We start from the raw sequence: 25,540 nt of genomic DNA on the forward strand, positions 1-25,540 counted from the left end.
GGGTTGTCGTGCTAGAGCCCTGCCACATTCATGAGCGCGCCCACGTCCTCGCGGCCCAACTCACGAACCTCGCCCGGCGCGAGCGTGCCGAGTCGGATGGGGCCGAACTGCGTGCGCACCAACTCGAGCACCGGGAAGCCGGCGGTGGCGAACATGCGCCGAACAATGCGGTTGCGCCCCTCGTGTAGCTCAACTTGGACGAGCGAACTGTCCTTGCCGGTGTCGAGGACCACACAGTCGGTGACGCGCACGGGTCCGTCGTCGAGGTCCACCCCGGCGCGCAGGGTGGTGCAGATCGACTTGGGCACGACTCCCTCGACCTTGGCGACGTACACCTTGGATACGCCGTGCGTGGGGTGCGCGAGACGGTTGGCGAGGTCGCCATTGTTGGTGAGCAACAGCACGCCGGTGGTCTCGGAGTCCAGGCGGCCCACGTGAAAGAGTCGCTCGGTGTAGTTGCTGACGTACTGGTCGAGCGCGGGGCGGCCTTGCGGGTCGCTCATGGTCGACACGACGCCGCTGGGCTTGTTGAGCACCACGGTGATGTTGGAGTCGTCGACGGAGATGCGCTTGCCGTCCACCTCGATGACCACCTCGTCGGGGTTGATGCGTACGCCCAACTGGTCCACGACATCGCCGTTGACCTTGACCCGGCCAGCTTCGATGAAGTCCTCGCACTTGCGGCGTGAGCCGACGCCTGCCGAGGCGAGCACCTTCTGCAGGCGAATGCCCTCCGGGCGGTGAATCTCAAGCTCCACTAGCGTGCCTCTCCATCAACGTCGGACAATTCTGGCAAGTAGGGCGCGAGCGGCGGCAACTCATCGAGAGACGCAACGCCCATGCGTTCCAGGAACTCAGTCGATGTGCCGTACTGGACGGCGCCGCCGATCTCACCCACCTCGGTGATCAGTCCTCGAGCACTCAGCGTCTTCATCACGGAGTCAACGTTCACCCCGCGAATCTGAGACACCTGGCCTCGAGTCACCGGTTGACGATACGCCACCACGGCCAAAGTTTCGAGCGCCGCCTGAGACAGCCGTGCGCTCTGACCGTCCACGACGAACGCACCCACCACATCGGCGTACAGCCTGGAGCTGTACATGCGCCATCGGCCGTCCACGTCGCGGAGCTCGAATCCACGGGGTGCGGAGGCGTCGGCATACTCGTCGCGAAGCGTGTGCAACGCGGCGAGCACCTGATCTTCCGGCTCACCGATGGCCGCCGCGAGGTCCGCTGGCGCCACCGGCTCGTCGACCACCATCAGGATGGCCTCAAGCGCTCCGCGGAGGTTCACGTCAAGCGTCACGTCAGTCATTCTCACTCCCCTGGTGCGGCGATGGTGCCACACCCACATCGTCGCCTGCACCTACCTGATCATCGTCGAACTCATCCGACACATCCACGGGCGCGTCGGAGCCGGTCCACCGCACGGTCAGCTCGCCGAGGGAGCGCATCTGGTCGAACGCCACCACAGACTCGCGAAACAGCTCGAGCAGCGCCAGGAACCGAGCGACCACCACGTTGACGTGGTCCGCGTCCTGCACGAGTGCGCGGAAGGACATCACCTTGTCGCGCTGAAGTCTGTTCGTGATCACGGCTGCCTGCTCACGGACGCTCACCGCAGGGTTGTGCAGGTGGGCCAGGCTGACCCCGGCATCGGCCGCCTTGGGTTGTAGCGCGTGCGCCGCGAGGCGAGCCAGGTCGTCCGGAGTGACTCGCCACACCAACTCCGGTAGCAGCATCGCGAAGTGCGGCTCGAGTGGCACGTCGCGCGGTACTCGACGCGGGCTCTCGAACGCTTCGCCGAGCGAGCCGGCAACCTTCTTGAAGGCGCGGTACTGCAGTAGGCGCGCGAACAAGAGGTCGCGGGCCTCCAACAATTCGAGATCTTCGCGGTCGTCCACCTCGCCCTGAGGCAACAGCCGTGCCGCCTTGAGGTCCAGCAACGTTGCCGCGACCACCAGGAACTCCGACGCCTGGGACAGGTCCCATTCACCCTCGTGCGTACGCACGGTGACCAGGAAGTCGTCGGTGACCGTTGCGAGTGCCACCTCGGTGATCTCCATCTGGTGCTTGGCAATCAGCGACAGCAGCAGGTCAAACGGGCCATCGAAGTTGTCGAGGTGAACCTCAAAGCCCTGAGGCGAGGGCGTGGCGGCGGTGGCCTCGGCGGTCACGTTACGCAGCGACCCCGCGCACCACGAGCTCGCACGCGAGCTGACGGTAAGCCTTGGCACCCGCGTGCGTGGGCGCAAAGGTAGTGATGGGCTCGGAGGCAACCGAGGCATCGGGGAACTTCACCGTGCGGTGAATCATGGTCTCGGTGACCTTGTCACCAAAGGCCTCGCGGACTCGTTCCACGACCTCCTGCGAGTGCAGTGTGCGGGCGTCGTACATGGTGGGCACGATCGCGTCCATCGTCAGGCGCGGGTTCAACCGGTCCTGAACCTTGGTCACGGTGTCGACGAGTAGCGCGACACCGCGCATCGCGAAGTACTCGCTCGCGAGTGGGATCAGCACGCCGTGCGCCGCCACCAAGGCGTTCACGGTGAGCAGACCCAGCGACGGCTGGCAGTCGATCAGAATCACGTCATAGTCATCCTCGACGCTTCGCAGTGCGCGCGCGAGGGCGCTCTCGCGGGCGACCTCGCTGACCAACTGCACCTCGGCGGCGCTGAGGTCGATGTTGGCGGGCAGCAGGTCGAGGTTCTCGAAGTCCGTCTCCATGATCACGTCACGCGTGGGGACGTCGTTGCGCATGAGCAGGTCGTACACCGTGGTGTCGAGTTCGTGAGAGTTAATTCCGAGCCCGGCGGAGGCAGCGCCCTGGGGATCAAAGTCCACCAGTAACACCTTGCGTCCGTACTCAGCGAGGGCCGCCGCCAGGTTGACTGAAGTGGTCGTCTTACCGACGCCGCCCTTCTGATTACACAGGGCCACGATGCGTGCGGGGCCGTGGCTCGACAACGGCGCAGGTTCGGGGAAGTCAGTCACATAGGTCACATTACCGTTTTGCGTGCGACTGGTTCGCCTGGCGCGCGGACAACTGCCGCGACCTGCTACCGGGCGCGCGGATGGGCAGCGGCGTAGACCTCTCTCAGGGTGTCCCGCGTGACCATCGTGTAGATCTGTGTGGTCGTGACCGATGCGTGTCCCAGCAGTTCCTGAACCACCCGAATATCCGCTCCACCGGTGAGCAAGTGCGTCGCGAACGAGTGCCTCAGCGTGTGCGGGGAGACGTTGTCCACGCCGGCCCGCTCTGCCGTGTCCTTGAGGATGGCCCAGGCGCTCTGGCGTGACAACCTCGTCCCCCTGGTATTGAGAAACACGGCCGGCGTGCCCTTGCCCTTGGAGGCGAAGCCGGCGCGCCCGCGGACCAGGTACGCCTCGAGGCGCCGTGCCGCGTAGCTGCCGATGGGAACCACGCGCTCCTTGCGACCCTTGCCCCGCAGCAACACTGACTCCTCCCCCGGCTCGAGCACCAGGTCGTCGACGTCGAGCCCCACGGCCTCAGAGATGCGCGCACCCGTGGCATACACGAGCTCGAGCAACGCGGCGTCGCGCAGGGGGCCGGCTCCGTCTCCCGTCGCGGCAACCTCCAGGATCGCGGCCACCTGATCGGTCGAGATCGCCTTGGGAAGTCGCTTGGGAATGGCGCGCGGCTTCACCTCCACCGACACGTCGGCCAGCACCCACTGCTCCATCAGCGCGAAGCGATGCAGTCCCCGCACAGCCACGATGGTGCGGGAAGACGATGCTGGGGAGAGGGCGGGGCGGCCGTCGTCGCCGGTTCCGATCGCCTCGGCAAAAGCCGCTACGTCGGAGCGTTTGACGTCCACGAGCGACGCAATGTCGCGATCATCCAGGAACGCCACGTAGCGGCTGAGGTCGCGGCGATACGCGGCAACCGTGTTGACGCTCAGGCCGCGCTCAACCGTGACGTGCGCCAGGTAGGCGTCGCGCTGGTCGGCAAGTCCTCGCGGAGCCTGGACCATTTACGGGCGGCGGCTCATCAGCTGGGCCAGACCGTCCACGCATTGGGAAGGAAGGGGTCCACCAAAATGGCGGCGAACACCACCGTCAGGTACATGATCGAGTCACGGAACAGCCGCATCTCGTGCAGCTTGTCCTTGCCGGCAGCCGAGCGGCGGTACAGACGAATGCATCCGGCCGTGAACCATGCGCCCGCGGCCACGGCGATGATCGCGTAGACCCAGGTCATCGAGGCCAGCGGAACCAGCACCACAGTGGCCAGCACCATCGCCACTGCGTAAGCGACCATCTCGACGGCGACGTGCTTGCTCGACGCGACCACGGGCAGCATCGGGACCTCGGCCGCAGCGTATTCCTTCTTGAACTTCATGGACAACGGCCAGTAGTGCGGCGGCGTCCATAGGAAGATGATCATGAACAGCACAAAGGGCGTCCAGGACAGGGACTGAGTGACGGCGGCCCACCCGATCAGCACCGGCATGCACCCGGCGGCACCGCCCCACACGATGTTTTGCGAGGTGCGACGCTTCAACACCATGGTGTAGATCACGGCGTATCCAAAGATGGCCACCACTGACAGCGCCGCGGCGAGCGGCGAGTCCACCACCAACCAGAACCAGAGCGTGGACAAGACCGCAAGGACCCAGCCAAAGATTAGTGCAGCGCGCGGTGTCACCGCGCCGGTCACCAGTGGACGATTCTGGGTGCGCTTCATGATCGCGTCGATGTCGCGGTCGATGTACATGTTGAACGTGTTGGCACTTCCGGCCGACAGCGAGCCGCCAATCAGGGTGGCGATCATCAACCAGGTGCCTGGCCAGCCATCGGCGGCGAGGACCATGGTCGGAAGCGTCGTGACCAGGAGCAATTCGATGATGCGCGGCTTGGTCAGCGCAACGTACGGGGCCATACGGCGGGTCAACTGACGCCAGCGGGGTGCGGTTGACGCGGGTGCGCCAGCAATGTCAGTTGAAGCGGTGGGCATGGAGCAATCTTAACGCTGGATACCCGTTCCCAGTGCCCCCGTGCTCCCGCTAAGGTAGACAAGGAAAAAGCCCCGTCAAAAACACCTTGGAGATATCTGTGACCATCAACTGGACAGACCAGGATCACCGCGCGGTGGATACACTCCGCGTCCTCGCCGCCGATGCAGTGGAAAAGGTTGGCAGCGGCCACCCCGGAACTGCGATTTCCCTGGCGCCCGCCGCGTACTTGCTCTTCCAGAACGTCATGAGGCACGACCCGTCGGACTCCAAGTGGATCGGCCGCGACCGCTTTGTGCTGTCCTGTGGTCACTCGTCCATCACGCTCTACCTGCAGCTCTTTGCCTCCGGATACGACCTCAACATGGACGACATCAAGTCGCTGCGCGTCGCTGGTTCGCGCACCCCTGGTCACCCCGAGGTGGGCCACACCGATGGCGTCGAGACCACCACCGGTCCTCTCGGCCAGGGCCTCGCCACCGCGGTTGGCATGGCCATGGCAGCCCGTCGTGAGCGCGGGCTCTTCGACCCCGAGGCCCCCGCCGGCGAGTCCCCCTTCGACCACCACATCTTTGTGGTCGCATCGGACGGCGACATGCAGGAGGGCATCACCTCCGAAGCGTCCTCGCTCGCTGGCACCCAGGAGCTGGGCAACCTGATCGTCATCTGGGACGACAACAACATCTCTATCGAGGACAACACCGACATCGCCTTCACCGAGGACGTGGCCTCTCGCTACGCCGCCTACGGCTGGGACACGCATCACGTGAACTGGAAGGCGACGGGCGAATACAAGGAGGACGTCGGCGCCCTCGCCGATGCAATTGCCGCGGCCAAGGCCGAGACCGGCAAGCCATCCTTCATTCGCCTCAGCACCATCATCGGCTGGCCTTCGCCCAACAAGCAGGGCACCGGCGGAATCCACGGCTCCAAGCTGGGCGCGGACGAACTGGCGGGCCTCAAGGAGGTCCTCGGCTTCGACACCGAGAAGCACTTCGACGTCGAGCCTGAGATCCTCGCTCACATGCGTGAGGTCAAGGACCGCGGCCAGGCAGCCCACTCTGAATGGAACGGTGCCTTCGCTCGTTGGCAGGCCGAGAACCCCGAGCGCGCGGCACTGCTCGCACGCACCAGCGCCGGCGAGTTCCCCGAGAACTGGACCGACGCCCTTCCGGTGTTCGAGGCAGGCAAGGGTGTCGCTACCCGCGCAGCGTCGGGCTCCGTCCTCAACGCCCTCGCACCCGTGTTGCCCGAGCTGTGGGGTGGCTCCGCCGACCTCGCCGGCTCCAACAACACCACCATGAAGGGCGAGCCTTCGTTCCTTCCCGTCGAGCGCTCCACCGAGGCCTTCGCCGGCAACCCCTACGGCCGCACGCTGCACTTCGGCATCCGAGAGCACGCCATGGGCGCCATTCTCAACGGAATCGTGCAGCACGGCCCCACCCGCGCTTACGGCGGCACGTTCATGCAGTTCTCGGACTACATGCGCGGCGCAGTCCGCCTGGGCGCCCTGATGAAGGCCCCCAGCATCTTTGTGTGGACGCACGACAGCATCGGCCTCGGCGAGGACGGCCCCACGCACCAGCCCATCGAGCACCTGGCCGCACTGCGTGCGATCCCGGGTCTCGCGGTGGTCCGTCCCGCGGACGCGAACGAGACCTCCTTCGCCTGGCGTGGAATCCTCGAGCGCAACGACGGCCCCGCCGGCATCGTGCTCACGCGTCAGGGCGTACCCACGTTCGACCGTGACGGCGAGTTCACCTCGGCAGAGGGCGTCCTCAAGGGTGGCTACACGCTGCTCGACACGGACGGCGAGCCCGACGTCATCCTGATCGGTACCGGTTCCGAAGTCCAGTACGCCGTTGGCGCACGTGACCTGCTTGCGGCCGAGGGCATCAAGGCGCGCGTCGTGTCGCTGCCCTGCCTCGAGTGGTTCAACCAGCAGTCGGCTGAGTACCGCGAGTCGGTTATTCCGTCCGGAGTCAAGGCTCGCGTGTCGGTGGAGGCCGGCGTCGCTCAGGGCTGGCGCGAGCTGGTCGGCGACGCAGGACGCATCGTCTCCCTCGAGCACTACGGTGCCTCCGCTGACGCCAACTTCCTCTTCGAGGAGTACGGCTTCACGGCTGACAACGTGGCCGCTCACGCCCGCGAGAGCATCGCCGCGGCCAAGTGAGCGAATTCCTCAGCACCTGGGTAGGTGTGGACGACGCGGCCCACGTGGCAGTCACCGTTTCCGGTGATGCCGCGCGGGCCGCGTCGCGCCTGAGTGAGGAACTAGTGGCGGATCGCGTCGCCTCCAGGATTGCCGCCAAGGACTCCACGCTTTGGGGACCCGACGCGGAGGCAGAGGCTCAGGTTCGCCTGGGGTGGACCGACCTCCACGTTTCTGCACGCGAGATCCTGCCGCAGCTTGAGGCCCTGGTGGGCAACGCCAGTGACGAGGGCAAGACACACGTCGTGCTCGCGGGCATGGGCGGATCGTCATTGGGCCCCGAGGTGATCTGTGCGACGTACGGCGTCCCGCTGATCACGCTGGACTCGACCGACCCCGACCAGGTGCGCGCGGCGCTGGGAGGCGACCTCGACGAGACCATCCTGGTGGTGTCCTCCAAGTCCGGCGGAACCGTCGAGACCGACTCGCAGCGGCGGATCTTCGAAGAGGCGTTTGAGGCCGCCGGCCTCGACCCGCGCCAACACATCGTGATCGTCACGGCCCCCGATTCTCCGCTTCATCAGCAGGCCGTCACTGCCGGCTACCGGGCCATCTTCCTCGCCGACCCCAATGTGGGCGGACGGTTCTCGGTGCTCAGCGCCTTCGGCCTCGTGCCATCGGCCCTCGCCGGGGTCCCCGTCGCCGAACTGTTGGACGAGGCGGAAGCTGTCGCGGTATCGTTCGCTGAGGACGACGCCGCCAACCCGGCACTCGTGCTGGGCGCGGCCATCGCCGGGTCAGACCGCAACACATTGGTCTTTACGGATGAGGGATCCACGCTGGTCGGTTTCGCTGACTGGGCCGAGCAACTCATCGCGGAGTCTAGCGGCAAGGACGGCGTCGGCATCCTGCCGGTCGTCGCCGAGACTGGTGCACCCGAGGCCCTCGCCGAGGACGTCATCGACGTGCGACTCGTCGCACTTGCGGCCGATGGTGACGCTGAGGGCCACCAGATCGTTACCGGCGGCACACTGGGCGGACAGTTCCTGCTGTGGGAGTACGCGACCGCGATTGCCGGACGCGTGCTCGGCATCGACCCGTTCAACCAGCCCAACGTAGAGTCGGCCAAAGCCGCGACTCGCGCGCTGCTGGACGCCCTGCCCGAACCCGAGGCTCCCGCCTTTGTCGACGACGGCATCGAAGTGCGTGGCACTGTCGGGCTCTTGGACGGGATCACCTCCGTCGAGGGCGCGATTGCCGCGCTCTACGAGCAGCTCGAGCCCCGCGGCTACGTCGCGGTGATGGCCTACCTCAACCGCGAGGGCCACCCGGCGCTTCCGTCGGTTCGTCACGCCATCGCGGAGCGCACGGGCAGGCCCACCACCTTTGGGTGGGGTCCGCGGTTCCTGCACTCCACCGGACAGCTTCACAAGGGCGGCAGCCCCGTGGGCGTCTTCCTGCAGATCACCGGCACGTTCGCCGGTGACCTCGACATTCCCGCGCGTCCGTTCTCGTTCGCGCAACTGATCTCAGCCCAGGCGGCAGGTGACGCCACCGTGCTCGCCGAGCACGACCGTCCCGTCCTGCGCCTCAACCTCACCGATGCATCGCACGTGGCTCGTGTGGCCGCGCTGCTCGAAGGGAAGAACTAAGTGAATAATCCCCTCCGCGATCCTAGGGATCGCCGACTTCCGCGCATCGCCGGCTCGTGTGGCCTCGTGATGTTCGGCGTGACTGGCGACCTGGCTCGCAAGAAGCTCATGCCAGCCGTCTACGACCTGGCCAACCGCGGCCTCCTCCCCCCCGCGTTCGCCCTCACCGGCTTTGCACGACGCGAGTGGGACCGCGAGGACTTCCAGCAGGTGGTCCACGACTCGGTCAAGCAGTACGCCCGTACCCCGTTCCGCGAGGAGACCTGGAAGCAGCTCTCTGAGGGCATCCGGTTTGTGCAGGGCACGTTCGACGACCCTGAGGCGTTCAACACGCTCCGCGAGACTGTCGAGGACCTCGACCGTGAGCGCGGCACCGGGGGCAACCACGCCTTCTATCTGTCGATCCCGCCGTCCGCCTTCCCGCAGGTGGTGCGCCAACTACGCGACTCCGGGCTGTCCGCCCCCAAAGAGGACACGTGGCGCCGCGTGGTCATCGAGAAGCCGTTCGGTCACGACCTCGAGTCCGCGAACGAACTCAACGACGTGGTCTCCGAGGTGTTCCCCCCCGACTCCGTCTTCCGCATCGACCACTACCTGGGCAAGGAGACGGTACAGAACCTGCTGGCACTGCGCTTCGCCAACCAGCTGTTCGAGCCCATCTGGAACTCTCAGTACATCGACCACGTGCAGATCACCATGGCCGAAGACATCGGCATCGGCGGCCGCGCCGGGTACTACGACGGCATTGGTGCCGCACGCGACGTGATCCAGAACCACCTTCTCCAACTCATGGCTCTCACCGCCATGGAAGAGCCCGCAACGTTCGAGGCCGCGGACCTTCGCACTGAAAAGGAGAAGGTGCTCCGCGCCGCCAAGCTGCCCGAGGACCTGGGCGAGAACACCGCACGCGGTCAGTACGCCGCCGGATGGCGCGGCGGCGAGCAGGTGGGTGGATTCCTCGATGAGGACGGCATCGCGGAGGATTCGGGCACCGAGACCTACGCCGCGATTCGCGTGGATATCCCCAACCGGCGCTGGGCTGGCACGCCGTTCTACCTGCGAGCCGGCAAGCGCCTTGGACGGCGTGTCACCGAGATCGCGCTGGTCTTCAAGAAGGCACCGAGCCCCTACTTTCAGCAGGTCGAGGGCTCCGACGTCGGCAACAACGCCCTCGTGATTCGCGTGCAACCCGATGAGGGCGTGACGCTGCGCTTTGGCTCCAAGGTGCCCGGCGCCGCGATGGAGGTGCGCGACGTCACGATGGACTTCGCGTATGGCAACGCGTTCACCGAGAGCTCACCCGAGGCCTACGAGCGCCTCATTCTGGACGTGCTGCTGGGCGACCCGCCGCTGTTCCCCCGCCACGAGGAGGTTGCCCTGTCCTGGCAGATCCTCGACCCGATTACGTCATTCTGGGCCACCCAGGGGCAGCCGGAGCAGTACCGTTCCGGCACCTGGGGTCCCACCAGCGCCGACGCAATGCTCGCGCGCGACGGCCGCGTCTGGAGGCGCCCATGATCATCCCATTGCCACACACCACGACGGGCGAGATCAACCGTCAGATCATCGACTCACGCAAGGAAGGCGGAGCGTTTGCGCTCGGTCGCGTCATGACGCTGGTGATCGACGCCACCGGAGCGAACGCGGACTACGCCATCGATACCGCGAATGTCGCCTCGCGTGAACACCCCTGCCGCATCATCGTGATGGCCCCCCAGGACGGCGACGAGAACCGACTTGATGCCGAGATCCGCGTGGGCGGTGACGCCGGTGCGTCCGAGGTCATCGTGTTGCGCCCCTCGGGCGAACAGGTCAATCACGCCGACACCTTGGTGACTCCCCTGCTACTTCCCGATGCGCCCATCGTGGCTTGGTGGCCCGCGGGCGTACCCGCCAATGCCTCGGAGACCGGGATTGGCAAGATGGCCCAACGCCGCATCACGGACACCAAGGGTGAGGACAACCCCGGCGACACGCTGTGCACGCTGTCCGCGAATTACCGGCACGGTGACACCGACCTTGCGTGGACCCGCGTCACCCGCTGGCGCGCTCTGCTGGCAGCGGCCCTCGAGCAAGTGGCCGACCGCGCGGTGTCCAAGGCGCGCATCCATGGCGACACCAACAGCGCCTCCATCCTGCTACTGGGCGCCTGGCTACAGCGCAACCTTGACTGCGAGATCGAACTCACGTACGACGACAAGGTCGCTGGTATCCAGCACATTGTGCTCGAGACGCCGTCTGGCGAGATTGGCATCTTCCGCCCGGATGGCCACAACGCGACACTGACGCAACCCGGACAGCCGGAGCACGTCATCGCGCTTCCCGCCCGGAACCTCGGGGACTGCCTCGCCGAGGAGCTTCGCCGCCTCGACGCCGATCTGGTCTATGGCGAGGTTCTCGCGTCGTACAAGGAATACCGATGAAGCGCCGCGTCGTCGTCCTTCCTGACGCCGATGCTGTCGCTCAGACCGCCGCGGCGCGCTTCCTCACTGCCATAGCGGACGCGCTGACCGTCCAGGACCGCGCGCATGTGGTGGTGACTGGCGGCACCGTGGGCATCGCGACCCTGGCCGCGATTGCCGAGTCGCCGTTGCGGGACAGCATCGACTGGACGTCGGTTCACGTGTGGTGGGGAGACGAACGCTTCGTTGCAGCCGGTGACCCCGACCGCAACGAGGGCCAAGCTCAGGGTGCACTGCTGAGCCACGTGCCGCTTCCCGAGGACAACATCCACCGCATGGGAAACTCGGACGAGTTCTCGTCCGCAGAGGCGGCCGCGGCGGCGTATCACGGTGAGATTGCCGACCACGGCAACCCACAGTGGGACGTGCTCATGCTCGGACTCGGACCCGATGGCCACGTCGCCTCGCTGTTCCCGCAGCACGCGGGCTTCACGCAGGCGGCAGCAAGCGTTATCGCGGTGCACGACTCCCCCAAGCCCCCGCCCACGCGGGTGAGCCTAGGTTTGAGCGCCATCACGCGCGCACGCCAGGTGTGGGTGGTCGCTGCCGGCGAGGGCAAGGCCGAGGCGGTTCGCGACTGCCTCGCAGGCAACACGTCGTATCCCGGCGCAGTGGTGCACGGCACCGAAGGCACGCTGTGGCTGGTCGACGCGGCCGCTGCAGCCAAGGCCTGACAACAGCCCCGACGCACACGAAGCCGCCGACGACCTTGTGGTCGTGGGCGGCTTCTGACGTTGAGGTGCTAGAGCCGCGCCTTGATGGTGTCCACAATCTCTTCGATGCGGAACTCGTCAGGCTTGGAGTAGATCACGTCGCCGTCGGCACGGAACGTGTACACGCCCTTGTTGCCAGGCTTGAGCGTCACTGCGTCGATCTGCTCGCCGAACGTGCTCAGAATGGTCTTTTGCGCATCGGACGCCTTGTCCAGGTAGCCGCACGGCACGCAGTATTCAATCTCGATGTTCATGTTGTACTCCCTTCATTGGGGCAACCACACCGGTTGCCCATTGATTCCGGTATGCCAGAAATGACGAAGCCGCCCGGCCGGGCCTACCTGCGTCACTGTGGTGACGGACAAGCGGCCCGGGGGCGGCATCGTGCTGGCAAGACTAGAAAGCGTTGCCGGTGACGTTACTCACCGACGGCAACCTGGCCGCGACGAACCTTGAGCGCGTCGAGTGCCTCATCGAGTAGGGCCTCACCCTCGGACTCGGTGCGACGCTCCTTCACGTACGCGAGATGCGTCTTGTACGGCTCGTTGCGGATGGGCTCCGGCGGGTTATCCGCGTCGAGCCCAGCGGGCAACCCACACTTGGGGCAGTCCCACTCCACGGGAATCTCCTGATCCTCACCGATGGCAAAACTCGGTGAGTTCACGTGACCCCGCGCGCAGTAGTACGTCACGGTTTGACGAGGGGCGGACTCGCCGCGCTCGTCCTCGCCCATGGGTCCCGCGCCTACGCGAGACCCTCGAATTGCGCTACCACCTGCCATGGTAAGCCCCCTTTAAACCTGGAAACGGGTGATGAGACCCAGAAGTACGATCACAACGAACCAAGTGATGGCGACGCCCCACGTAATACGCGTGAGGTTACGCTCACCTACAGCCGAGGACTGCACGCCGGATGCAAGTCCGCCTCCGAACATGTCGGTGATACCGCCACCACGACCCCGGTGTACGAGCACGAGGCCGATGAGCAGCAGGCTGGTGACAGCGAGCAACACCCACAGGATGTCATTCAGGATGTCCACAATTCTCCTTGATAGTAATGATCGTGTACCAGGATACGCGACGAAGGTCGCGTAGTGAATTCGCTACAGGCCGACCTGGTGTGCACGGAAACGGGCAATCTTCGCAAACTCCTCGGGATCGAGGCTTGCACCGCCCACGAGGGCGCCGTCCACATCGGGCTTGTCCATGATCGAGGCGATGTTCGACGACTTCACCGAACCGCCGTAGAGCACGCGAACGCCATCGGCAAGTTCCGCGCTGTACAGCTCGGTCAGACGGGCACGAATCGCGCCGCAGACTTCCTGCGCGTCCTCAGGGGTCGCTACCTCACCGGTGCCGATGGCCCAGACAGGCTCGTAGGCGATGACGATCTCCTTGGCGCGGTCAGCTTCGAGTCCTTCGAGCGCGCCATCGATCTGGGCGAGCGTGAACTCGACCTGCTTGCCTTCCTTGCGGACGTCGAGACCCTCCCCTACGCACAGGATCGGCACGATGCCGTTGTCGTAGGCCGCGCCAACCTTGGCGGCGAGGAGCTCGTTCGACTCACGGTGGTGCTCGCGACGCTCCGAGTGGCCCACGGCCACGTAGTCGCAACCGAGCTTGGCGAGCTGCGAGCCCGCGACCTCGCCGGTGAAAGCACCGGAGACGTTTGCCGAGATGTCCTGGGCGCCGTACTTGATGTCAAGCTTGTCGGCGTCGACCAGCGTCTGCACCGAACGCAGCGAGGTGAACGACGGCAGCACGGCTACCTCAACCTCGTTGAAGTCGTGCTTAGCGTCGCGCAAAAGCCACGCGAGCTTCTGCACGGTGTGTGTCGCCTCGAGGTGGTCGAGGTTGAGCTTCCAGTTGCCTGCAATGAGCGGGGTACGTGCCATGGTGTTATGCCTCCAGTACGGCGAGGCCCGGGAGGACCTTGCCTTCGAGCAGTTCGAGCGACGCGCCGCCGCCAGTGGAAATGTGACCGAATCCGGCCTCGTCGAAGCCGAGTCGACGGACGGCAGCTGCCGAGTCGCCTCCGCCCACGACTGAGAACCCGTCCGCGTCGATCATGGCCTGAGCCACGGCCTTAGTGCCGCCGGCGAAGGCCTCGAACTCGAATACGCCCATGGGGCCGTTCCAGACGATGGTCTTCGCGTCGGCAATCTTGGACGCGAACAGTTCTGCCGAGTCCGGGCCGATGTCGAGGCCGATGCTGTCGGCGGGAATTGCGTCCGCTGCGACAACCTTGTGGTCGGCGTCGGCGGCGAATGCCGCGGCTGCCTCGATGTCCGTGGGAAGGACGATCTCGACGCCGTTGGCCTCCGCGGTCGCGAGGTAGCCCTTGACGGTCTCGATCTGGTCCTCCTCGAGCAACGAATTGCCCACGCCGTAGCCCTTGGCCGCGAGGAAGGTGAACACCATTCCTCCTCCGATGAGCAGGCGGTCGGCCTTGCCCAACAGGTTGGCGATGACGCCGAGCTTGTCGGAGACCTTGGAGCCGCCGAGCACCACGACGTACGGGCGCGCGGGCTCGTTGACCGCACGGCTGAGGGACTCGACCTCGTTCTGCACCAGCGTGCCGGCGGCCGCGGGCAGGACCTTCGCCAGGTCGTAGACCGACGCCTGCTTGCGGTGGACGACGCCAAAGCCGTCGGACACGAACGCATCGGCAAGCTTGGCGAGTTCGGTTGCGAGTTCCTCGCGCTCGGCGTCGACCTTGGAGGTCTCGCGGGCGTCGAAACGCACGTTCTCAAGCATGACGACGTCGCCGGACTTCGCGGCGGCAACCACGGCGGCAGCGGACTCGCCCACGAGGTCATCGGCGAGTGTCACGGGCTGCTCGAGCAGTTCCGACAGTCGCGCGGCAGCGGGAGCGAGGGAAAACTTGGCGTCGGGAGTGCCACCGGGGCGGCCGAGGTGCGCCATGACGATGACTGCGGCACCGGCGTCAAGCAGGCGCTTGATGGTGGGAACGGAGGCGCGCACGCGGCCGTCGTCGGTGATGGTGGTGCCATCGAGCGGCACATTGAGGTCTGAGCGCACGAGTACGCGCTTGCCGGTGAGGTCACCGAGCGATTCGATCGTCTTCATCTGTCTTCCTTCAGTTCGAGAAAATCAGGAGCCCGGCGCGCGGGGTGTGCAGCGCGGGCGAGGTCATGCGAGGCGAGCATTGGCCCTGACGTAGCAACGTCCGCACACGCGATGCGTGTACGGACGTTGCTGCAGTCACGGGAGTTAGATGCGCTCGCCGACGTAGACCGTGAGGTCCACGAGGCGGTTGGAGTAGCCCCACTCGTTGTCGTACCAGGAGACAACCTTGACCTGGTCGCCAATAACCTTGGTGAGGCCAGCGTCGAAGATCGACGATGCGGGGTCGGTCTCGATGTCCTTGGAGACGATGGGGTCCTCGGTGTACACCAGGAAGCCCTTCATCGAACCTTCGGCAGCCTTCTTGACGATCTCGTTGATCTCCTCAACCGACGTCTCGCGCGATGCGGTGAAGGTGAGGTCCGTTGCCGAGCCGGTGGGCACGGGCACGCGAAGTGCGTAACCATCGAGCTTGCCAGCGAGCTCCGGAAGAACGAGCGCAACAGCCTTAGCCGCACCGGTCGAAGTGGGGACGATGTTGAGCGCTGCTGCACGCGAGCGACGAAGGTCGCTGTGGGGTGCGTCCTGCAGGTTCTGGTCCGCGGTGTACGCGTGGATCGTGGTCATGAGGCCACGCTCAATGCCGATGCCGTCGTTGAGTGCCTTGGCCAGCGGCGCGAGGCAGTTCGTGGTGCACGAGGCGTTCGAGATGATGTGGTGGTTCTCGGGGTCGTAGTCCTCGTGGTTCACACCCATGACGAAGGTGGCATCGTTGTTCTTCGCGGGAGCGGAGATGATGACCTTCTTGGCGCCGGCGTCGATGTGTGCCTTGGCCTTGGTGCCGTCCGTGAAGAATCCGGTTGACTCGATGACGACGTCTGCGCCAAGGTCAGCCCACTTGAGGTCTGCGGGGTTGCGCTCCGCCGAAGCGTGGAACGTCTTGCCGTCAACCGTGATCGAGTCCTCGGTGTGCGTCACCTCGACGCCAATGCGACCCAGGATGGAGTCGTACTTGAGGAGGTGCGCGAGAGTCGCGTTGTCGGTGAGGTCGTTGATGCCAACGACCTCGATGTCCGCGCCTGACGCGAGAATCGCGCGGAAGTAGTTACGTCCAATACGGCCAAAGCCGTTAATACCGACCTTAATGGTCACTTTTTTCTCCTCGGCTCGCGCCGATGCCCGGCGCGGTTGTTGGTAGATGCTTGCGCACCACTACGTGCGCTGGGGCCGGAACGATCCCTGGCCACTGCCTTCTACCCTACTACTACCCAGACGCACGATGCACGCGACTTAGGTCCCGAGTTGACCGCTACCGGTCGAGTTCGAGCAGCTGCTCCGCGATACCGGCCTCGGTGTCCGGGATGCCCAGATCTTCGGCCTTCTTGTCGGCCGTGGCGAGCAGGCGGCGGATACGGCCGGCGACCGCATCCTTGGTGAGCTGAGGGTCGGCCATCTTGCCGAGCTCCTCGAGCGACGCTTCCTTATTGGCGAGGCGCAGCTGGCCGGCCTCACGCAGGTGATCGGGGACCTCGTCGCCCAAGATCTCGAACGCGCGCTCGACTCGGGCGCCGGCCGCGACGGCCGCCTGGGCGGAGCGGCGCAGGTTGGCGTCGTCAAAGTTTGCGAGGCGATTGGCGGTGCCGCGTACCTCGCGGCGCGTGCGCTTCTGCTCCCAGTCGAGCACCGAATCGTGGGCACCGAGACGGGCGAGTAGGGCGGAGATGGCGTCGCCGTCGCGGATGACCACGCGGTCAACGCCGCGCACCTCGCGCGACTTTGCTGAGATGCCCAAACGACGAGCGGCGCCCACCAGCGCCAACGCTGCCTCCGGGCCGGGCGAGGTCACCTCGAGCGCGGAGGACCGACCGGGCTCCGTCAGGGAGCCATGCGCAAGAAACGCGCCACGCCAGGCGGCGATGGTGTCGTCCAGGGAACCAGCGACGACGTGCGGGGGCAGTCCACGGACAGGGCGTCCGCGGTGGTCAAGGAGACCCGTCTGACGGGCGAGGGACTCGCCCTCCTTCACGACGCGCACCACGTAGCGGTTGCCCTTCTTCAGGGCACCGCCCTGGACCACGATGATTTCGCTGCCGAGGCCATAGACCTCGTGAATAAAGGTACGGAGGCGGCGTGCTCCAATGGCGGTGTCGAGCTCCGCCTCAATCACGATGCGACCCGACACGATGTGCAATCCGCCGGCGAACCTCAGGGTGGAGGCGATCTCAGCTTTTCTCGCCGACACCTTCTCCGTGGGTACGCGTGCGAGTTCGTCCTTCACCTGTGCCGTCAGAGCCATGCGCTTATCTTGCCACTCAATGCCGTTGTTCGGGGACGCTTCCGGCCAATCGTGAGAGCAAGCCCTGATAAACGCCGCGCAAAAGTTCTGGGTCATGTCGCGCATTGGCGCCGTCCAGCGCTACATCGGCGGAGACAAGTTCAGCGCCCCACGCCGTCAGTTCGGCACGCAACTCGGCGTCGTCGCTGTGACCGGTGTCTGCCACGACCATCGCTGGGCGGAAGTCCGGCACCAACTCGCGCATGGCACGGATGTCGTCCACCCGGTCGGTTCCCGCGGTCTCAATGTCTTCGTGAGCCAGATTGAGCGTCACCACCGTGCGGCTCGCCGCCCCATGTAACGCCCGGGAAACGTCCGGCACCAGGAAGTGCGTGAGGACCGAGGTGTACCAACTACCGGGACCGAGCACCACCATGTCCGCCTCGGTGATGGCGGCGACCGTCGCGTGGGGTACCGACGGTCGCTCGGGTTCCACTCGGAAACCACGAATCCGACCTGGAGCCGAGGCAACCTCGGCCTGGCCGCGCACCTCAACCACCCCATCGGCTTGCTCCACCATGGCGACAATCTCCAGCGGCACGTCCGCCTGAGGCAGCACCCTGCCTCGGGCGCGCAACAACCGAGCGACCCAGTCCAGGCCATCGACCGCCGAGCCGGTGTGTTCCCACAGCGAGGCGATGAGCAGGTTGCCGAGCGCATGGCCGTCAAGTGGCCCGTCCGACTCGAATCGTGACTGCAGCACGTCGCGCCAGGTACGACCCCACTCGGTGTCCTCACACAACGCGCTCAACGCCATCCGCAGGTCACCGGGAGGCAGGACACCGAGCTCAGAGCGCAGGCGCCCCGATGATCCACCGTCGTCGGCAACGGTCACGATTGCGGTGAGCGACGGGCTCAGGTCGCGGAGCGCAGTCAGGGTCGCGTAGAGGCCATGGCCACCGCCGAGAGCGACAATGCTCGGATCCGGATTCATGTCGTGAGGTGGTCCCGGTCGGTGGGGCGGTCACGGTGGGTGGTGCGCACGGAATAGCCGAGCTCTCTCAACGCGTCGCTGAGAGCCTCTGCCATCGCTACGGAACGGTGCTTGCCGCCCGTGCAGCCGACGCCGATGGTCACGTCGCTCTTATCGTTGGCGCGGTAGCGATTGAGAGCAATGTCGATCACGTTGGCGTAGCCATCGAGGAAGGCCTGAGCGCCGTCGTCCGACAGCACGTGGTCGCGCACGGCCGGGTCGAGGCCCGTGAGTGGCCGCAATTCGGGATTCCAGTGCGGGTTGAGCAGGAAGCGCACGTCGGCGATGAAGTCGGCATCGGCCGGAATGCCGTTCTTGAAGCCAAAGGACAACACGTTCACGTGAATGCGAGGCGTCTCTGCCGCCACCTCCTCGGTCACCCTGTCGCGCAACTGATGCACGTTGAGGGTCGAGGTGTCGATGACGTTGTCTGCGCGCTCGCGCACGTTAGCCAGCTGGGTCCGCTCGCGCGCAATCCCTTCCAGGATGGTGCCATCCTGCTGGAGCGGGTGTCGGCGACGCGCCTCTTCGTAGCGCGAGACCAGGGTGTGGTCCGAGGCGTCGAGGAAGATCAACGTGACGGGCACGTCGCGCGCCTCCAGGTCGTCCATCACGGCCTCGAGGTCCTGGAAGAACTCGCCGCCGCGCACGTCGACCACCGCAGCCAGCTTGCGTCCCGAGTCGCGACCCACCATCGTCACCAGGTTGGCAAGCATCTGTGGCGGCAGGTTGTCGACCACATACCAGCCCAGATCCGCGAGCACAGCGGCCGCACGGGTGCGTCCAGCGCCCGACATTCCCGTCAGGATCATGACCTCGGGCTTCGAGTGGGGGGCCTCGACGTCGGGTTTACGAATACCCGACGGATAGGTCTCAGAAACGGGTTCGTTGGTCATACGACAAGCATGCCACCCTAGGAGCGCAATGCGGTATAGACCTGCGCCGCAGTCCCGGATCCAATCCCCGGCACCAGCGCAATCTGTTCCGGCGACGCCTCCTTGAGCTTCGCAAGGGACCCAAAGTGCCGGATCAGCGCCTTGGAGCGCGTGGGCCCCACTCCGGGAATCTCATCCACGGCAGATGCCTGCATCGCCTTGCCTCGCTTGCGCCGATGGTTCTTGATCGCGAACCGGTGAGCCTCGTCGCGCACTCGCTGCAACAGGTACAGCGCCTCGGACCCGCGCGGCAGAATCACGGGGAACGGGTCGCCGTGAATCCACACCTCCTCGAGGCGCTTCGCGAGTCCCACGAGCATGACGTCCACAATGCCGAGCTCCTGCAGCACCTCCGCGGCAGAGTTGACCTGCGGCAGGCCACCGTCCACCACCACCAGCTGCGGCGGGTAGGCGAATCGTGCGGTCTCGCGTTCCTCGGGAGGCAGTTGAGACTCCTCGAGGTACCGACTGAACCTGCGCCGCAATACTTCCTTCATCGCCGCGGTGTCGTCCGTCGCATCGGCGATGGAGAACTGGCGGTACTGCGCCTTGCGTGGCAACGCGTCCTCGAACACCACCATCGAGCCCACCTGGTTGGTGCCGGACGTGTGGGAGATGTCGTAGCACTCGATCCGCAGTGGTGCATCGGCCATGCCGATTGCGCTCTGCAGCTCCTGCAGTGCCGCCGAGCGGGTCGTGAGGTCGGAGGCCCGCTTCAGCCGATGCTGGTCCAGTACCTGTTGGGCGTTCTGGTGGCCGGTGGTCGCCAATTCGGCCTTCTTGCCACGCGACGCCACGCGGATGGCCACACGCGCTCCGCGCACCCCGGAGAGCCACTCACTGACGCTGTCGGCCATCTCAGGAATGGCGGGCACCAGAATCTCGGTGGGGATATCCTCCGCAACCGCGGATCCGTAGGCCTCCTGAATGAGTTGCGCGACCATGCCCGGAGTCTCGAGGGGCTCGGGCTTATCCACGACCCAGCCACGCTCCCCCGCGATGCGTCCGTCGCGTACGTGGAACACGTGGGCCGCCGCCTCCATGTCGTCGTCCACCAGGCTGAAGATGTCGGCGGTGGTGCCGGCGGGAAGCACCACCGCGTTGCGCTCCAGGACAGCATTGAGGGCACGGAGTCGGTCGCGCGCCCGCGCTGCACCCTCATAGTCCTGCTTCGCGGACGCCGTCTCCATGGCGGCGGTGAGGTCCCGCATCATCGTCTTGGCATCGCCACCGAGCACGGCACAGACTCGCTCCGCCAGCGCCCGGTGATCCTCGACGCTGATGCGACCCACGCACGGCGCAGAACACTTGTCGATGTACCCGAGCAGGCACGGGCGCCCCTGCCGCTCGGCCTTCTTGAACACCCCGCTAGCGCATGTGCGCACCGGCAGCGCCGTCAGCAGCGTATCCACCGTTTCGCGAATCGCCCACGCCTTCGCGTACGGGCCAAAGTAGCGGACCCCGGGCTTGCGGTCGCCACGCATCACCTGGATGCGCGGGTACTTCTCGTTCAGCGTCACCGCGAGGTACGGGTAGGACTTGTCGTCCTTGAACACCACGTTGAAGCGTGGGTCGTACTGCTTGATCCAGGTGTGCTCGAGGATCAACGCCTCGACCTCGGATCGCACGACTGTCCATTCGACCGATGCCGCGGTCGTCACCATCAGCCGCGTGCGCGGGTGCAACGCAAACAGGTCCTGAAAATAGTTGCTGAGGCGCGCACGCAGGTTCTTGGCCTTGCCGACGTACACCACCCGCCCATGCGGATCGCGAAAGCGATACACGCCCGGGTTGGTGGGGATACTGCCCGGTGCGGGGCGGTAGTCGGCCGGATTCGTCACGCGTTCAGATTAGGCCGTGACCGCGACGCCGAGCGACTCGGCGAGGAACCCACCCGTGTGGCTCGCCGCGACGGCGGCCACCTGCTCCGGCGTCCCCTCGGCGACCACGAGGCCACCGCCGGATCCACCCTCCGGCCCCATGTCAATGACCCAGTCGGCGGACTTGATGACGTCCAGGTTGTGCTCGATCACGATGACGGTGTTGCCCTTATCGACCAGCCCCTGCAGGACGCCCAGCAACTTGCGGACATCCTCGAAGTGCAGGCCCGTCGTGGGCTCATCGAGGACGTATACGGTGCGACCCGTGGACCGCCGTTGCAGCTCGGATGCCAGCTTGACGCGCTGCGCCTCACCGCCGGACAGCGTGGGCGCTGGCTGACCGAGGCGCACATAGCCCAGTCCAACCTCCACCAGCGTCGTCAGGTGCCGCGAGATCGTGGGGATCGCCTCGAAGAAGTTCGCCGCCTCCTCGATGGGCATGTCCAGGACATCGGCCACGTTCTTCCCCTTGAAGTGCACCTCCAGGGTCTCGCGGTTGTACCGAGCCCCCTTGCACACCTCGCAGGGCACGTAGACGTCGGGCAGGAAGTTCATCTCGATCTTCAGCGTGCCGTCGCCCGAGCACGCCTCGCAGCGGCCGCCCTTGACGTTGAACGAGAAGCGACCGGGGCCGTAGCCGCGTACCTTCGCCTCCTGAGTGTCCGCGAACAGCTTGCGCACCTTGTCCCACACCCCGGTGTAGGTCGCGGGGTTCGAGCGCGGCGTGCGGCCAATGGGCCCTTGGTCCACGTGCACGATCTTGTCGAGCTGGTCGGTGCCGAGGATGCGCGTGTGGCGTCCGGCTACCTGACGTGCGCCGTTGAGCGTGTTCGCGAGCGACGTGTACAGGATGGCGTTGACGAGCGTCGACTTACCCGAGCCGGAGACGCCAGTGACCGCAGTAAAGACGCCGAGCGGGAACGACACCTCGATGTCCTGCAGGTTGTTCTCGCGGGCGCCGATGACGGTGACGTGACGATCGGGGTCAACCTCGCGGCGTTCGGCGGGAGCCTCGATCCTCATCCTGCCGGAGACGTACGCCCCCGTGATGGACTTTTCGTTCGTGAGCAGGTCTTCATAGGTGCCCGCGTGGACCACCTCTCCCCCGTGCTCGCCGGCGCCCGGGCCGATGTCGACAATCCAATCAGCGACACGGATGGTGTCCTCGTCGTGCTCGACCACGATCAGCGTGTTGCCGAGGTCGCGTAGGCGAGTCAGCGTCTCGATCAGGCGCCGGTTGTCGCGTTGGTGCAGGCCGATGCTCGGCTCGTCCAGCACGTACAACACACCGACCAGCCCAGAGCCAATCTGCGTCGCAAGCCGGATGCGCTGCGCCTCGCCACCCGACAGCGTGCCGGCGGCGCGGGCCATGGTCAGGTAGTCGAGGCCCACGTCGAGCAGGAAGCCCAACCTGGCATCGATCTCCTTGAGCACCTGGACGGCGATCTGGCGGCCACGCTCGTCGAGGTCGGCCTTGAGGAGGAAGTCACGCGCGTCGGCGATAGACAGGTTGCAGACGTCGGCAATGGACAGTCCGCCAATGGTGACAGCGAGAACTTCTGGCTTGAGGCGTGAACCCGCGCACGTGGGGCAGGGCACCTCGCGCATGTAATTCTCGTACTTCTCGCGCGAGAACTCGGACTCGGTCTGGGAGTGCAGACGCTCGATCCACGTGATGGCGCCCTCGAACCCGGTGGTGTACTGCCGCTCACGGCCGTAGCGATTACGGAACTTGACGTGCACCTCGTAGTCCTTGCCCACGAGGATTGACTCCTGCACCTCCTTGGACAGGCTCTCCCATGGCACGTCCATGTCGAAGTCGAGATCTTGGGCCAGCGCGTTGAGCATGCGCGAGAAGTACTCCGTAGCCATGCTCGACCACGGCGCCACGGCACCCTGGTTCAGGCTGAGTCCCGGATCCGGGACCACCAGGTCGCGGTCCACCTCCAGCTTGATGCCAATGCCGGAGCACTCGGGGCACGCGCCGTAGGGGGCGTTGAACGAGAATGTCCTGGGCTCCATCTCCTCCAGCGTGAGCACGTGATCGTTGGGGCATGCGCGCTTCTCGCTGTAGCGACGTGGCTCGATTTCGCTGTCCACGGGGTCGATGATCACCAGGCCATCCGCAATGCGCAGCGCTGTCTCGACCGAGTCGGTCAGGCGCTGACGCACGCCGTCGCGAGCCACGAGGCGGTCCACCACTACCTCGATGTCGTGCTTGAGTTTCTTCTCGAGCTCGGGTGGCTCGGTGAGCTGAATGGTCTCACCATCCACACGGGCGCGGGCGAAGCCCTGCTGCTGGAGGTCGTCGAACAGTTCGGAGTACTCGCCCTTGCGGCCACGGATGACGGGCGCGAGTACCTGGTAGCGCGTTCCCTCGGGCATCGTGAGCACGGAGTCCACGATCTGCTGGGGAGTCTGAGCCTGAATGCGCTCGCCACACTTGGGGCAGTGCTGGGTACCGACGCGCGCATAGAGCAGGCGTAGGTAGTCGTAGATCTCCGTGATGGTGCCGACCGTCGAGCGCGGGTTGCGGTTGGTCGACTTCTGGTCGATCGACACTGCGGGCGAGAGACCCTCGATAAAGTCCACGTCCGGCTTGTCCATCTGGCCCAGGAATTGACGCGCGTAGGCCGACAGCGACTCGACGTAGCGACGCTGCCCCTCCGCGAAGATGGTGTCGAAGGCAAGCGACGACTTGCCCGAGCCGCTGAGCCCACTGAAGACGATCAGTGAGTCGCGAGGCAGGTCGAGGTCTACGCCTTTGAGATTGTGTTCGCGCGCTCCGCGCACCAGGATCCGGTCATTCACACGCCTATGCTACGTGGGAAATGCGTCGAACATGTGTTCGAACGCGCCGATGTCGCCAATAGTTTGCGATTTGTTCCGCGGCGGTGCCACGCACCACAATGAGGCCATGACGAACTACATGGTCGAGTACACCTATACCGACGACGCCGCCAGCCGCGACGCGATCCGCCCCGAGCACCGCGCGTACCTAGACTCGTTAGTCGGTACCGGTCAGATGCTGGCCTATGGCCGCTTTGGCGAGGACGGTCCCGCCGGCGCGCTGCTGCTGGTGGCCGCCGCATCGGCCGCCGAGGTCGAGTCCCTACTCGCCGAGGATCCGTTCGTGAAGAACGGCATAGTGGGCTCGCACCGCGTACGTGAGTGGATCAACACCTGGGGCGCAGTGCCCCGCTAGCGGTTCCCCGCTCGGCGACGAGCTACTTTTTTGAGCCATCCGGCGTCTCGCCGTCCCCGGACGTAGCCTCGGTCACGCGCGACTGATCCCCGTCCGCCAGGTGCCGCAACTCCTCGCCGCCCTCAGCCGCCTCGAGTTCAGCGTCAAGCGCCTTCTTATTTCTGGTCGCGATGAGGCTGGCCACGGTGGCGATAGTCAGCGTCGCCAGAATGACGATCAACGACGTCGAGGTGGAGATTACCGGCGCCCAGTCGAAGGGCTCGCCGCCGTTGAGCCACGAGACCGAGTTGCTGTGGAGCGCCTCAAGCACCAGCTTGACGCCAATGAAGGCGAGGATCGCTGCCAGGCCATAGTGCAGATAGACCAGGCGCTGCAATAGGCCGTCGACCAGGAAGAACAGTTGACGCAGTCCCAGCAAGGCGAAGGCGTTCGCCGTGAAGACAATGTACGGGTCCTTGGTGAGGCCGAAGATCGCGGGAATTGAGTCGAGCGCAAACAGCACATCGGTGGTTCCGAGGGCGAGCACCACTATCAACAGCGGCGTAATCATCCGCTTGCCAGCCTCGCGTACCGTCATACGACCGCCACGGTAGCCGTCGGTCACGGGCATGATCTTGCGCACGCCGCGTATCAGCGCGCTCTCCTTGTACTCCGGATGCGCGGCATCCTCGCTGTCCTCGCGCACCAAACCAATCGCGGTGTAGACCAGGAAGGCACCGAAGATGTAGAACGTCCATGAGAAGTGCTCGATGGCGGCTGCGCCGGCCCAGATGAAGAGGCCACGCAAGATCAGCGCGATGGCGATGCCGATCAGCAGCACCTTGGGACGGTACTTGGGTGGCACGGCGAACCGCGTCATGATCACGAGGAACACGAACAGGTTGTCGACGGACAGCGACTTCTCCGTCACATAGCCTGCAAAGTACTCGCCCGCGTGGAAGTCGTCCCACCAGAAGTGCATGCTCGCACCAAACAGCAGGGCAAGCCCAATGTAGAACAACGACCAGAACACCGACTCGCGGAACGTGGGCACGTGGGGACGCCGAATCACGACGATGAAGTCGAATGCGAAGAGGGCGACGATGAGCCCAATGGTCGCGGTCCACACAATTGTCTCGTTCACCCGGCAATACTACGGGTGCGCCCCGTGAGACGGTGCCAAGCGAGCCGT

Annotated in this window: 24 protein-coding genes; 6 read left to right on the forward strand and 18 right to left on the reverse strand. The window is 65.5% G+C overall.

The window, feature by feature from the left end:
• Nucleotides 1–11: 11 nt before the first annotated feature.
• From AOP73_RS11060 to AOP73_RS11085, 6 genes are read right to left on the reverse strand one after another with little or no spacing between them, the layout of a single operon-like run.
• Complete coding sequence (locus AOP73_RS11060) at nucleotides 12–758, reverse strand: pseudouridine synthase (protein WP_061965950.1); 747 nt, start codon at nucleotides 756–758, stop codon at nucleotides 12–14.
• Nucleotides 758–1,315 (reverse strand): SMC-Scp complex subunit ScpB, encoded by a 558-nt coding sequence (gene scpB / locus AOP73_RS11065; protein WP_061965952.1) that lies wholly within the window; start codon nucleotides 1,313–1,315, stop codon nucleotides 758–760. Before scpB ends, AOP73_RS11060 begins: the two co-directional genes overlap by 1 nt.
• Nucleotides 1,308–2,177, reverse strand: a complete 870-nt coding sequence (locus tag AOP73_RS11070; RefSeq protein ID WP_061965954.1) for a segregation and condensation protein A — start codon at nucleotides 2,175–2,177, stop codon at nucleotides 1,308–1,310. Before AOP73_RS11070 ends, scpB begins: the two co-directional genes overlap by 8 nt.
• 1 nt (nucleotide 2,178) lies before the next feature.
• Nucleotides 2,179–3,003, reverse strand: a complete 825-nt coding sequence (locus AOP73_RS11075) for a ParA family protein (RefSeq protein WP_061965957.1) — start codon at nucleotides 3,001–3,003, stop codon at nucleotides 2,179–2,181.
• A 56-nt stretch (nucleotides 3,004–3,059) separates the two neighbouring features.
• Nucleotides 3,060–3,995, reverse strand: a complete 936-nt coding sequence (locus tag AOP73_RS11080) for a site-specific tyrosine recombinase XerD (RefSeq protein ID WP_061965959.1) — start codon at nucleotides 3,993–3,995, stop codon at nucleotides 3,060–3,062.
• A 17-nt stretch (nucleotides 3,996–4,012) separates the two neighbouring features.
• Nucleotides 4,013–4,978: a heme o synthase gene (locus AOP73_RS11085; protein ID WP_061965961.1), complete on the reverse strand. Its 966-nt coding sequence runs from the start codon at nucleotides 4,976–4,978 to the stop codon at nucleotides 4,013–4,015.
• 98 nt (nucleotides 4,979–5,076) lie between these two features.
• Between AOP73_RS11085 and tkt the strand changes: the two genes are divergently transcribed.
• From tkt to pgl, 5 genes are read left to right on the forward strand one after another with little or no spacing between them, the layout of a single operon-like run.
• Nucleotides 5,077–7,149 (forward strand): transketolase, encoded by a 2,073-nt coding sequence (gene tkt, locus AOP73_RS11090; protein WP_236683592.1) that lies wholly within the window; start codon nucleotides 5,077–5,079, stop codon nucleotides 7,147–7,149.
• On the forward strand, nucleotides 7,146–8,780 hold the full coding sequence (locus tag AOP73_RS11095) for a phosphoglucose isomerase-related protein (RefSeq protein ID WP_236683593.1): 1,635 nt from the start codon (nucleotides 7,146–7,148) through the stop codon (nucleotides 8,778–8,780). The genes tkt and AOP73_RS11095 overlap by 4 nt, the downstream gene beginning before the upstream one ends.
• Nucleotides 8,781–10,298, forward strand: a complete 1,518-nt coding sequence (zwf, locus tag AOP73_RS11100; RefSeq protein WP_061965965.1) for a glucose-6-phosphate dehydrogenase — start codon at nucleotides 8,781–8,783, stop codon at nucleotides 10,296–10,298. It begins immediately after the preceding gene.
• Nucleotides 10,295–11,203, forward strand: a complete 909-nt coding sequence (locus AOP73_RS11105; RefSeq protein WP_061965967.1) for a glucose-6-phosphate dehydrogenase assembly protein OpcA — start codon at nucleotides 10,295–10,297, stop codon at nucleotides 11,201–11,203. The genes zwf and AOP73_RS11105 overlap by 4 nt, the downstream gene beginning before the upstream one ends.
• Nucleotides 11,200–11,916, forward strand: coding sequence for a 6-phosphogluconolactonase (gene pgl / locus AOP73_RS11110; protein WP_061965969.1), 717 nt, complete (start codon nucleotides 11,200–11,202; stop codon nucleotides 11,914–11,916). Before AOP73_RS11105 ends, pgl begins: the two co-directional genes overlap by 4 nt.
• Before the next feature lie 68 nt (nucleotides 11,917–11,984).
• Here pgl and AOP73_RS11115 read toward each other — a convergent pair whose 3' ends face one another.
• The 11 genes from AOP73_RS11115 to uvrA form a co-directional block, all read right to left on the reverse strand.
• Entirely contained in the window at nucleotides 11,985–12,209 is a 225-nt protein-coding gene (locus tag AOP73_RS11115; protein ID WP_061965971.1) for a SelT/SelW/SelH family protein, read from the reverse strand.
• Nucleotides 12,210–12,373: 164 nt separating this feature from the next.
• Complete coding sequence (locus tag AOP73_RS11120) at nucleotides 12,374–12,736, reverse strand: RNA polymerase-binding protein RbpA (RefSeq protein WP_061965973.1); 363 nt, start codon at nucleotides 12,734–12,736, stop codon at nucleotides 12,374–12,376.
• Between the two features lie 12 nt (nucleotides 12,737–12,748).
• A complete protein-coding gene (secG, locus tag AOP73_RS11125) occupies nucleotides 12,749–12,994 on the reverse strand; it encodes a preprotein translocase subunit SecG (RefSeq protein ID WP_061965975.1) in 246 nt (81 codons plus the stop codon).
• A gap of 63 nt (nucleotides 12,995–13,057) precedes the next feature.
• Nucleotides 13,058–13,849, reverse strand: a complete 792-nt coding sequence (tpiA, locus tag AOP73_RS11130) for a triose-phosphate isomerase (protein WP_061965979.1) — start codon at nucleotides 13,847–13,849, stop codon at nucleotides 13,058–13,060.
• A gap of 4 nt (nucleotides 13,850–13,853) precedes the next feature.
• Nucleotides 13,854–15,044, reverse strand: coding sequence for a phosphoglycerate kinase (locus AOP73_RS11135; protein ID WP_061965981.1), 1,191 nt, complete (start codon nucleotides 15,042–15,044; stop codon nucleotides 13,854–13,856).
• A gap of 144 nt (nucleotides 15,045–15,188) precedes the next feature.
• The gene (gene gap, locus AOP73_RS11140) at nucleotides 15,189–16,193 is read right to left on the reverse strand and encodes a type I glyceraldehyde-3-phosphate dehydrogenase (RefSeq protein WP_061965983.1); all 1,005 of its coding nucleotides are present in this window, start codon (nucleotides 16,191–16,193) and stop codon (nucleotides 15,189–15,191) included.
• 157 nt (nucleotides 16,194–16,350) lie between these two features.
• Nucleotides 16,351–17,337 carry a DNA-binding protein WhiA gene (gene whiA / locus AOP73_RS11145; protein WP_061965985.1) on the reverse strand — a complete coding sequence of 329 codons (987 nt, stop codon included), beginning with the start codon at nucleotides 17,335–17,337 and terminating at the stop codon, nucleotides 16,351–16,353.
• A gap of 16 nt (nucleotides 17,338–17,353) precedes the next feature.
• Entirely contained in the window at nucleotides 17,354–18,310 is a 957-nt protein-coding gene (locus tag AOP73_RS11150; protein ID WP_061965987.1) for a gluconeogenesis factor YvcK family protein, read from the reverse strand.
• Nucleotides 18,307–19,245, reverse strand: coding sequence for an RNase adapter RapZ (gene rapZ, locus AOP73_RS11155; protein WP_061965990.1), 939 nt, complete (start codon nucleotides 19,243–19,245; stop codon nucleotides 18,307–18,309). Before rapZ ends, AOP73_RS11150 begins: the two co-directional genes overlap by 4 nt.
• A 17-nt stretch (nucleotides 19,246–19,262) precedes the next feature.
• Nucleotides 19,263–21,125: an excinuclease ABC subunit UvrC gene (gene uvrC, locus AOP73_RS11160; RefSeq protein WP_061965992.1), complete on the reverse strand. Its 1,863-nt coding sequence runs from the start codon at nucleotides 21,123–21,125 to the stop codon at nucleotides 19,263–19,265.
• A gap of 9 nt (nucleotides 21,126–21,134) precedes the next feature.
• Nucleotides 21,135–23,975 (reverse strand): excinuclease ABC subunit UvrA, encoded by a 2,841-nt coding sequence (uvrA, locus tag AOP73_RS11165; protein WP_061965994.1) that lies wholly within the window; start codon nucleotides 23,973–23,975, stop codon nucleotides 21,135–21,137.
• A gap of 106 nt (nucleotides 23,976–24,081) precedes the next feature.
• On the opposite strand from uvrA, the gene AOP73_RS11170 reads away from it, so the two are divergent.
• Nucleotides 24,082–24,369, forward strand: coding sequence for a YciI family protein (locus tag AOP73_RS11170; RefSeq protein WP_061965996.1), 288 nt, complete (start codon nucleotides 24,082–24,084; stop codon nucleotides 24,367–24,369).
• Between the two features lie 22 nt (nucleotides 24,370–24,391).
• Here AOP73_RS11170 and AOP73_RS11175 read toward each other — a convergent pair whose 3' ends face one another.
• A complete protein-coding gene (locus AOP73_RS11175) occupies nucleotides 24,392–25,492 on the reverse strand; it encodes a TerC family protein (RefSeq protein ID WP_084626839.1) in 1,101 nt (366 codons plus the stop codon).
• Between the last annotated feature and the right edge of the window lie 48 nt (nucleotides 25,493–25,540).

Source organism: Demequina aurantiaca, from assembly GCF_000975135.1.
GTDB lineage: Bacteria > Actinomycetota > Actinomycetes > Actinomycetales > Demequinaceae > Demequina > Demequina aurantiaca.

Excerpts from the sequence above, each read along its gene's own strand:
- scpB (WP_061965952.1), bottom strand. The coding sequence starts at position 1,315 with ATGACTGACGTGACGCTTGACGTGAACCTCCGCGGAGCGCTTGAGGCC.
- AOP73_RS11080 (WP_061965959.1), bottom strand. The coding sequence starts at position 3,995 with ATGGTCCAGGCTCCGCGAGGACTTGCCGACCAGCGCGACGCCTACCTG.
- AOP73_RS11085 (WP_061965961.1), bottom strand. The coding sequence starts at position 4,978 with ATGCCCACCGCTTCAACTGACATTGCTGGCGCACCCGCGTCAACCGCA.
- AOP73_RS11105 (WP_061965967.1), top strand. The coding sequence starts at position 10,295 with ATGATCATCCCATTGCCACACACCACGACGGGCGAGATCAACCGTCAG.
- pgl (WP_061965969.1), top strand. The coding sequence starts at position 11,200 with ATGAAGCGCCGCGTCGTCGTCCTTCCTGACGCCGATGCTGTCGCTCAG.
- AOP73_RS11115 (WP_061965971.1), bottom strand. The coding sequence starts at position 12,209 with ATGAACATCGAGATTGAATACTGCGTGCCGTGCGGCTACCTGGACAAG.
- AOP73_RS11120 (WP_061965973.1), bottom strand. The coding sequence starts at position 12,736 with ATGGCAGGTGGTAGCGCAATTCGAGGGTCTCGCGTAGGCGCGGGACCC.
- tpiA (WP_061965979.1), bottom strand. The coding sequence starts at position 13,849 with ATGGCACGTACCCCGCTCATTGCAGGCAACTGGAAGCTCAACCTCGAC.
- AOP73_RS11135 (WP_061965981.1), bottom strand. The coding sequence starts at position 15,044 with ATGAAGACGATCGAATCGCTCGGTGACCTCACCGGCAAGCGCGTACTC.
- whiA (WP_061965985.1), bottom strand. The coding sequence starts at position 17,337 with ATGGCTCTGACGGCACAGGTGAAGGACGAACTCGCACGCGTACCCACG.
- AOP73_RS11150 (WP_061965987.1), bottom strand. The coding sequence starts at position 18,310 with ATGAATCCGGATCCGAGCATTGTCGCTCTCGGCGGTGGCCATGGCCTC.
- rapZ (WP_061965990.1), bottom strand. The coding sequence starts at position 19,245 with ATGACCAACGAACCCGTTTCTGAGACCTATCCGTCGGGTATTCGTAAA.
- AOP73_RS11170 (WP_061965996.1), top strand. The coding sequence starts at position 24,082 with ATGACGAACTACATGGTCGAGTACACCTATACCGACGACGCCGCCAGC.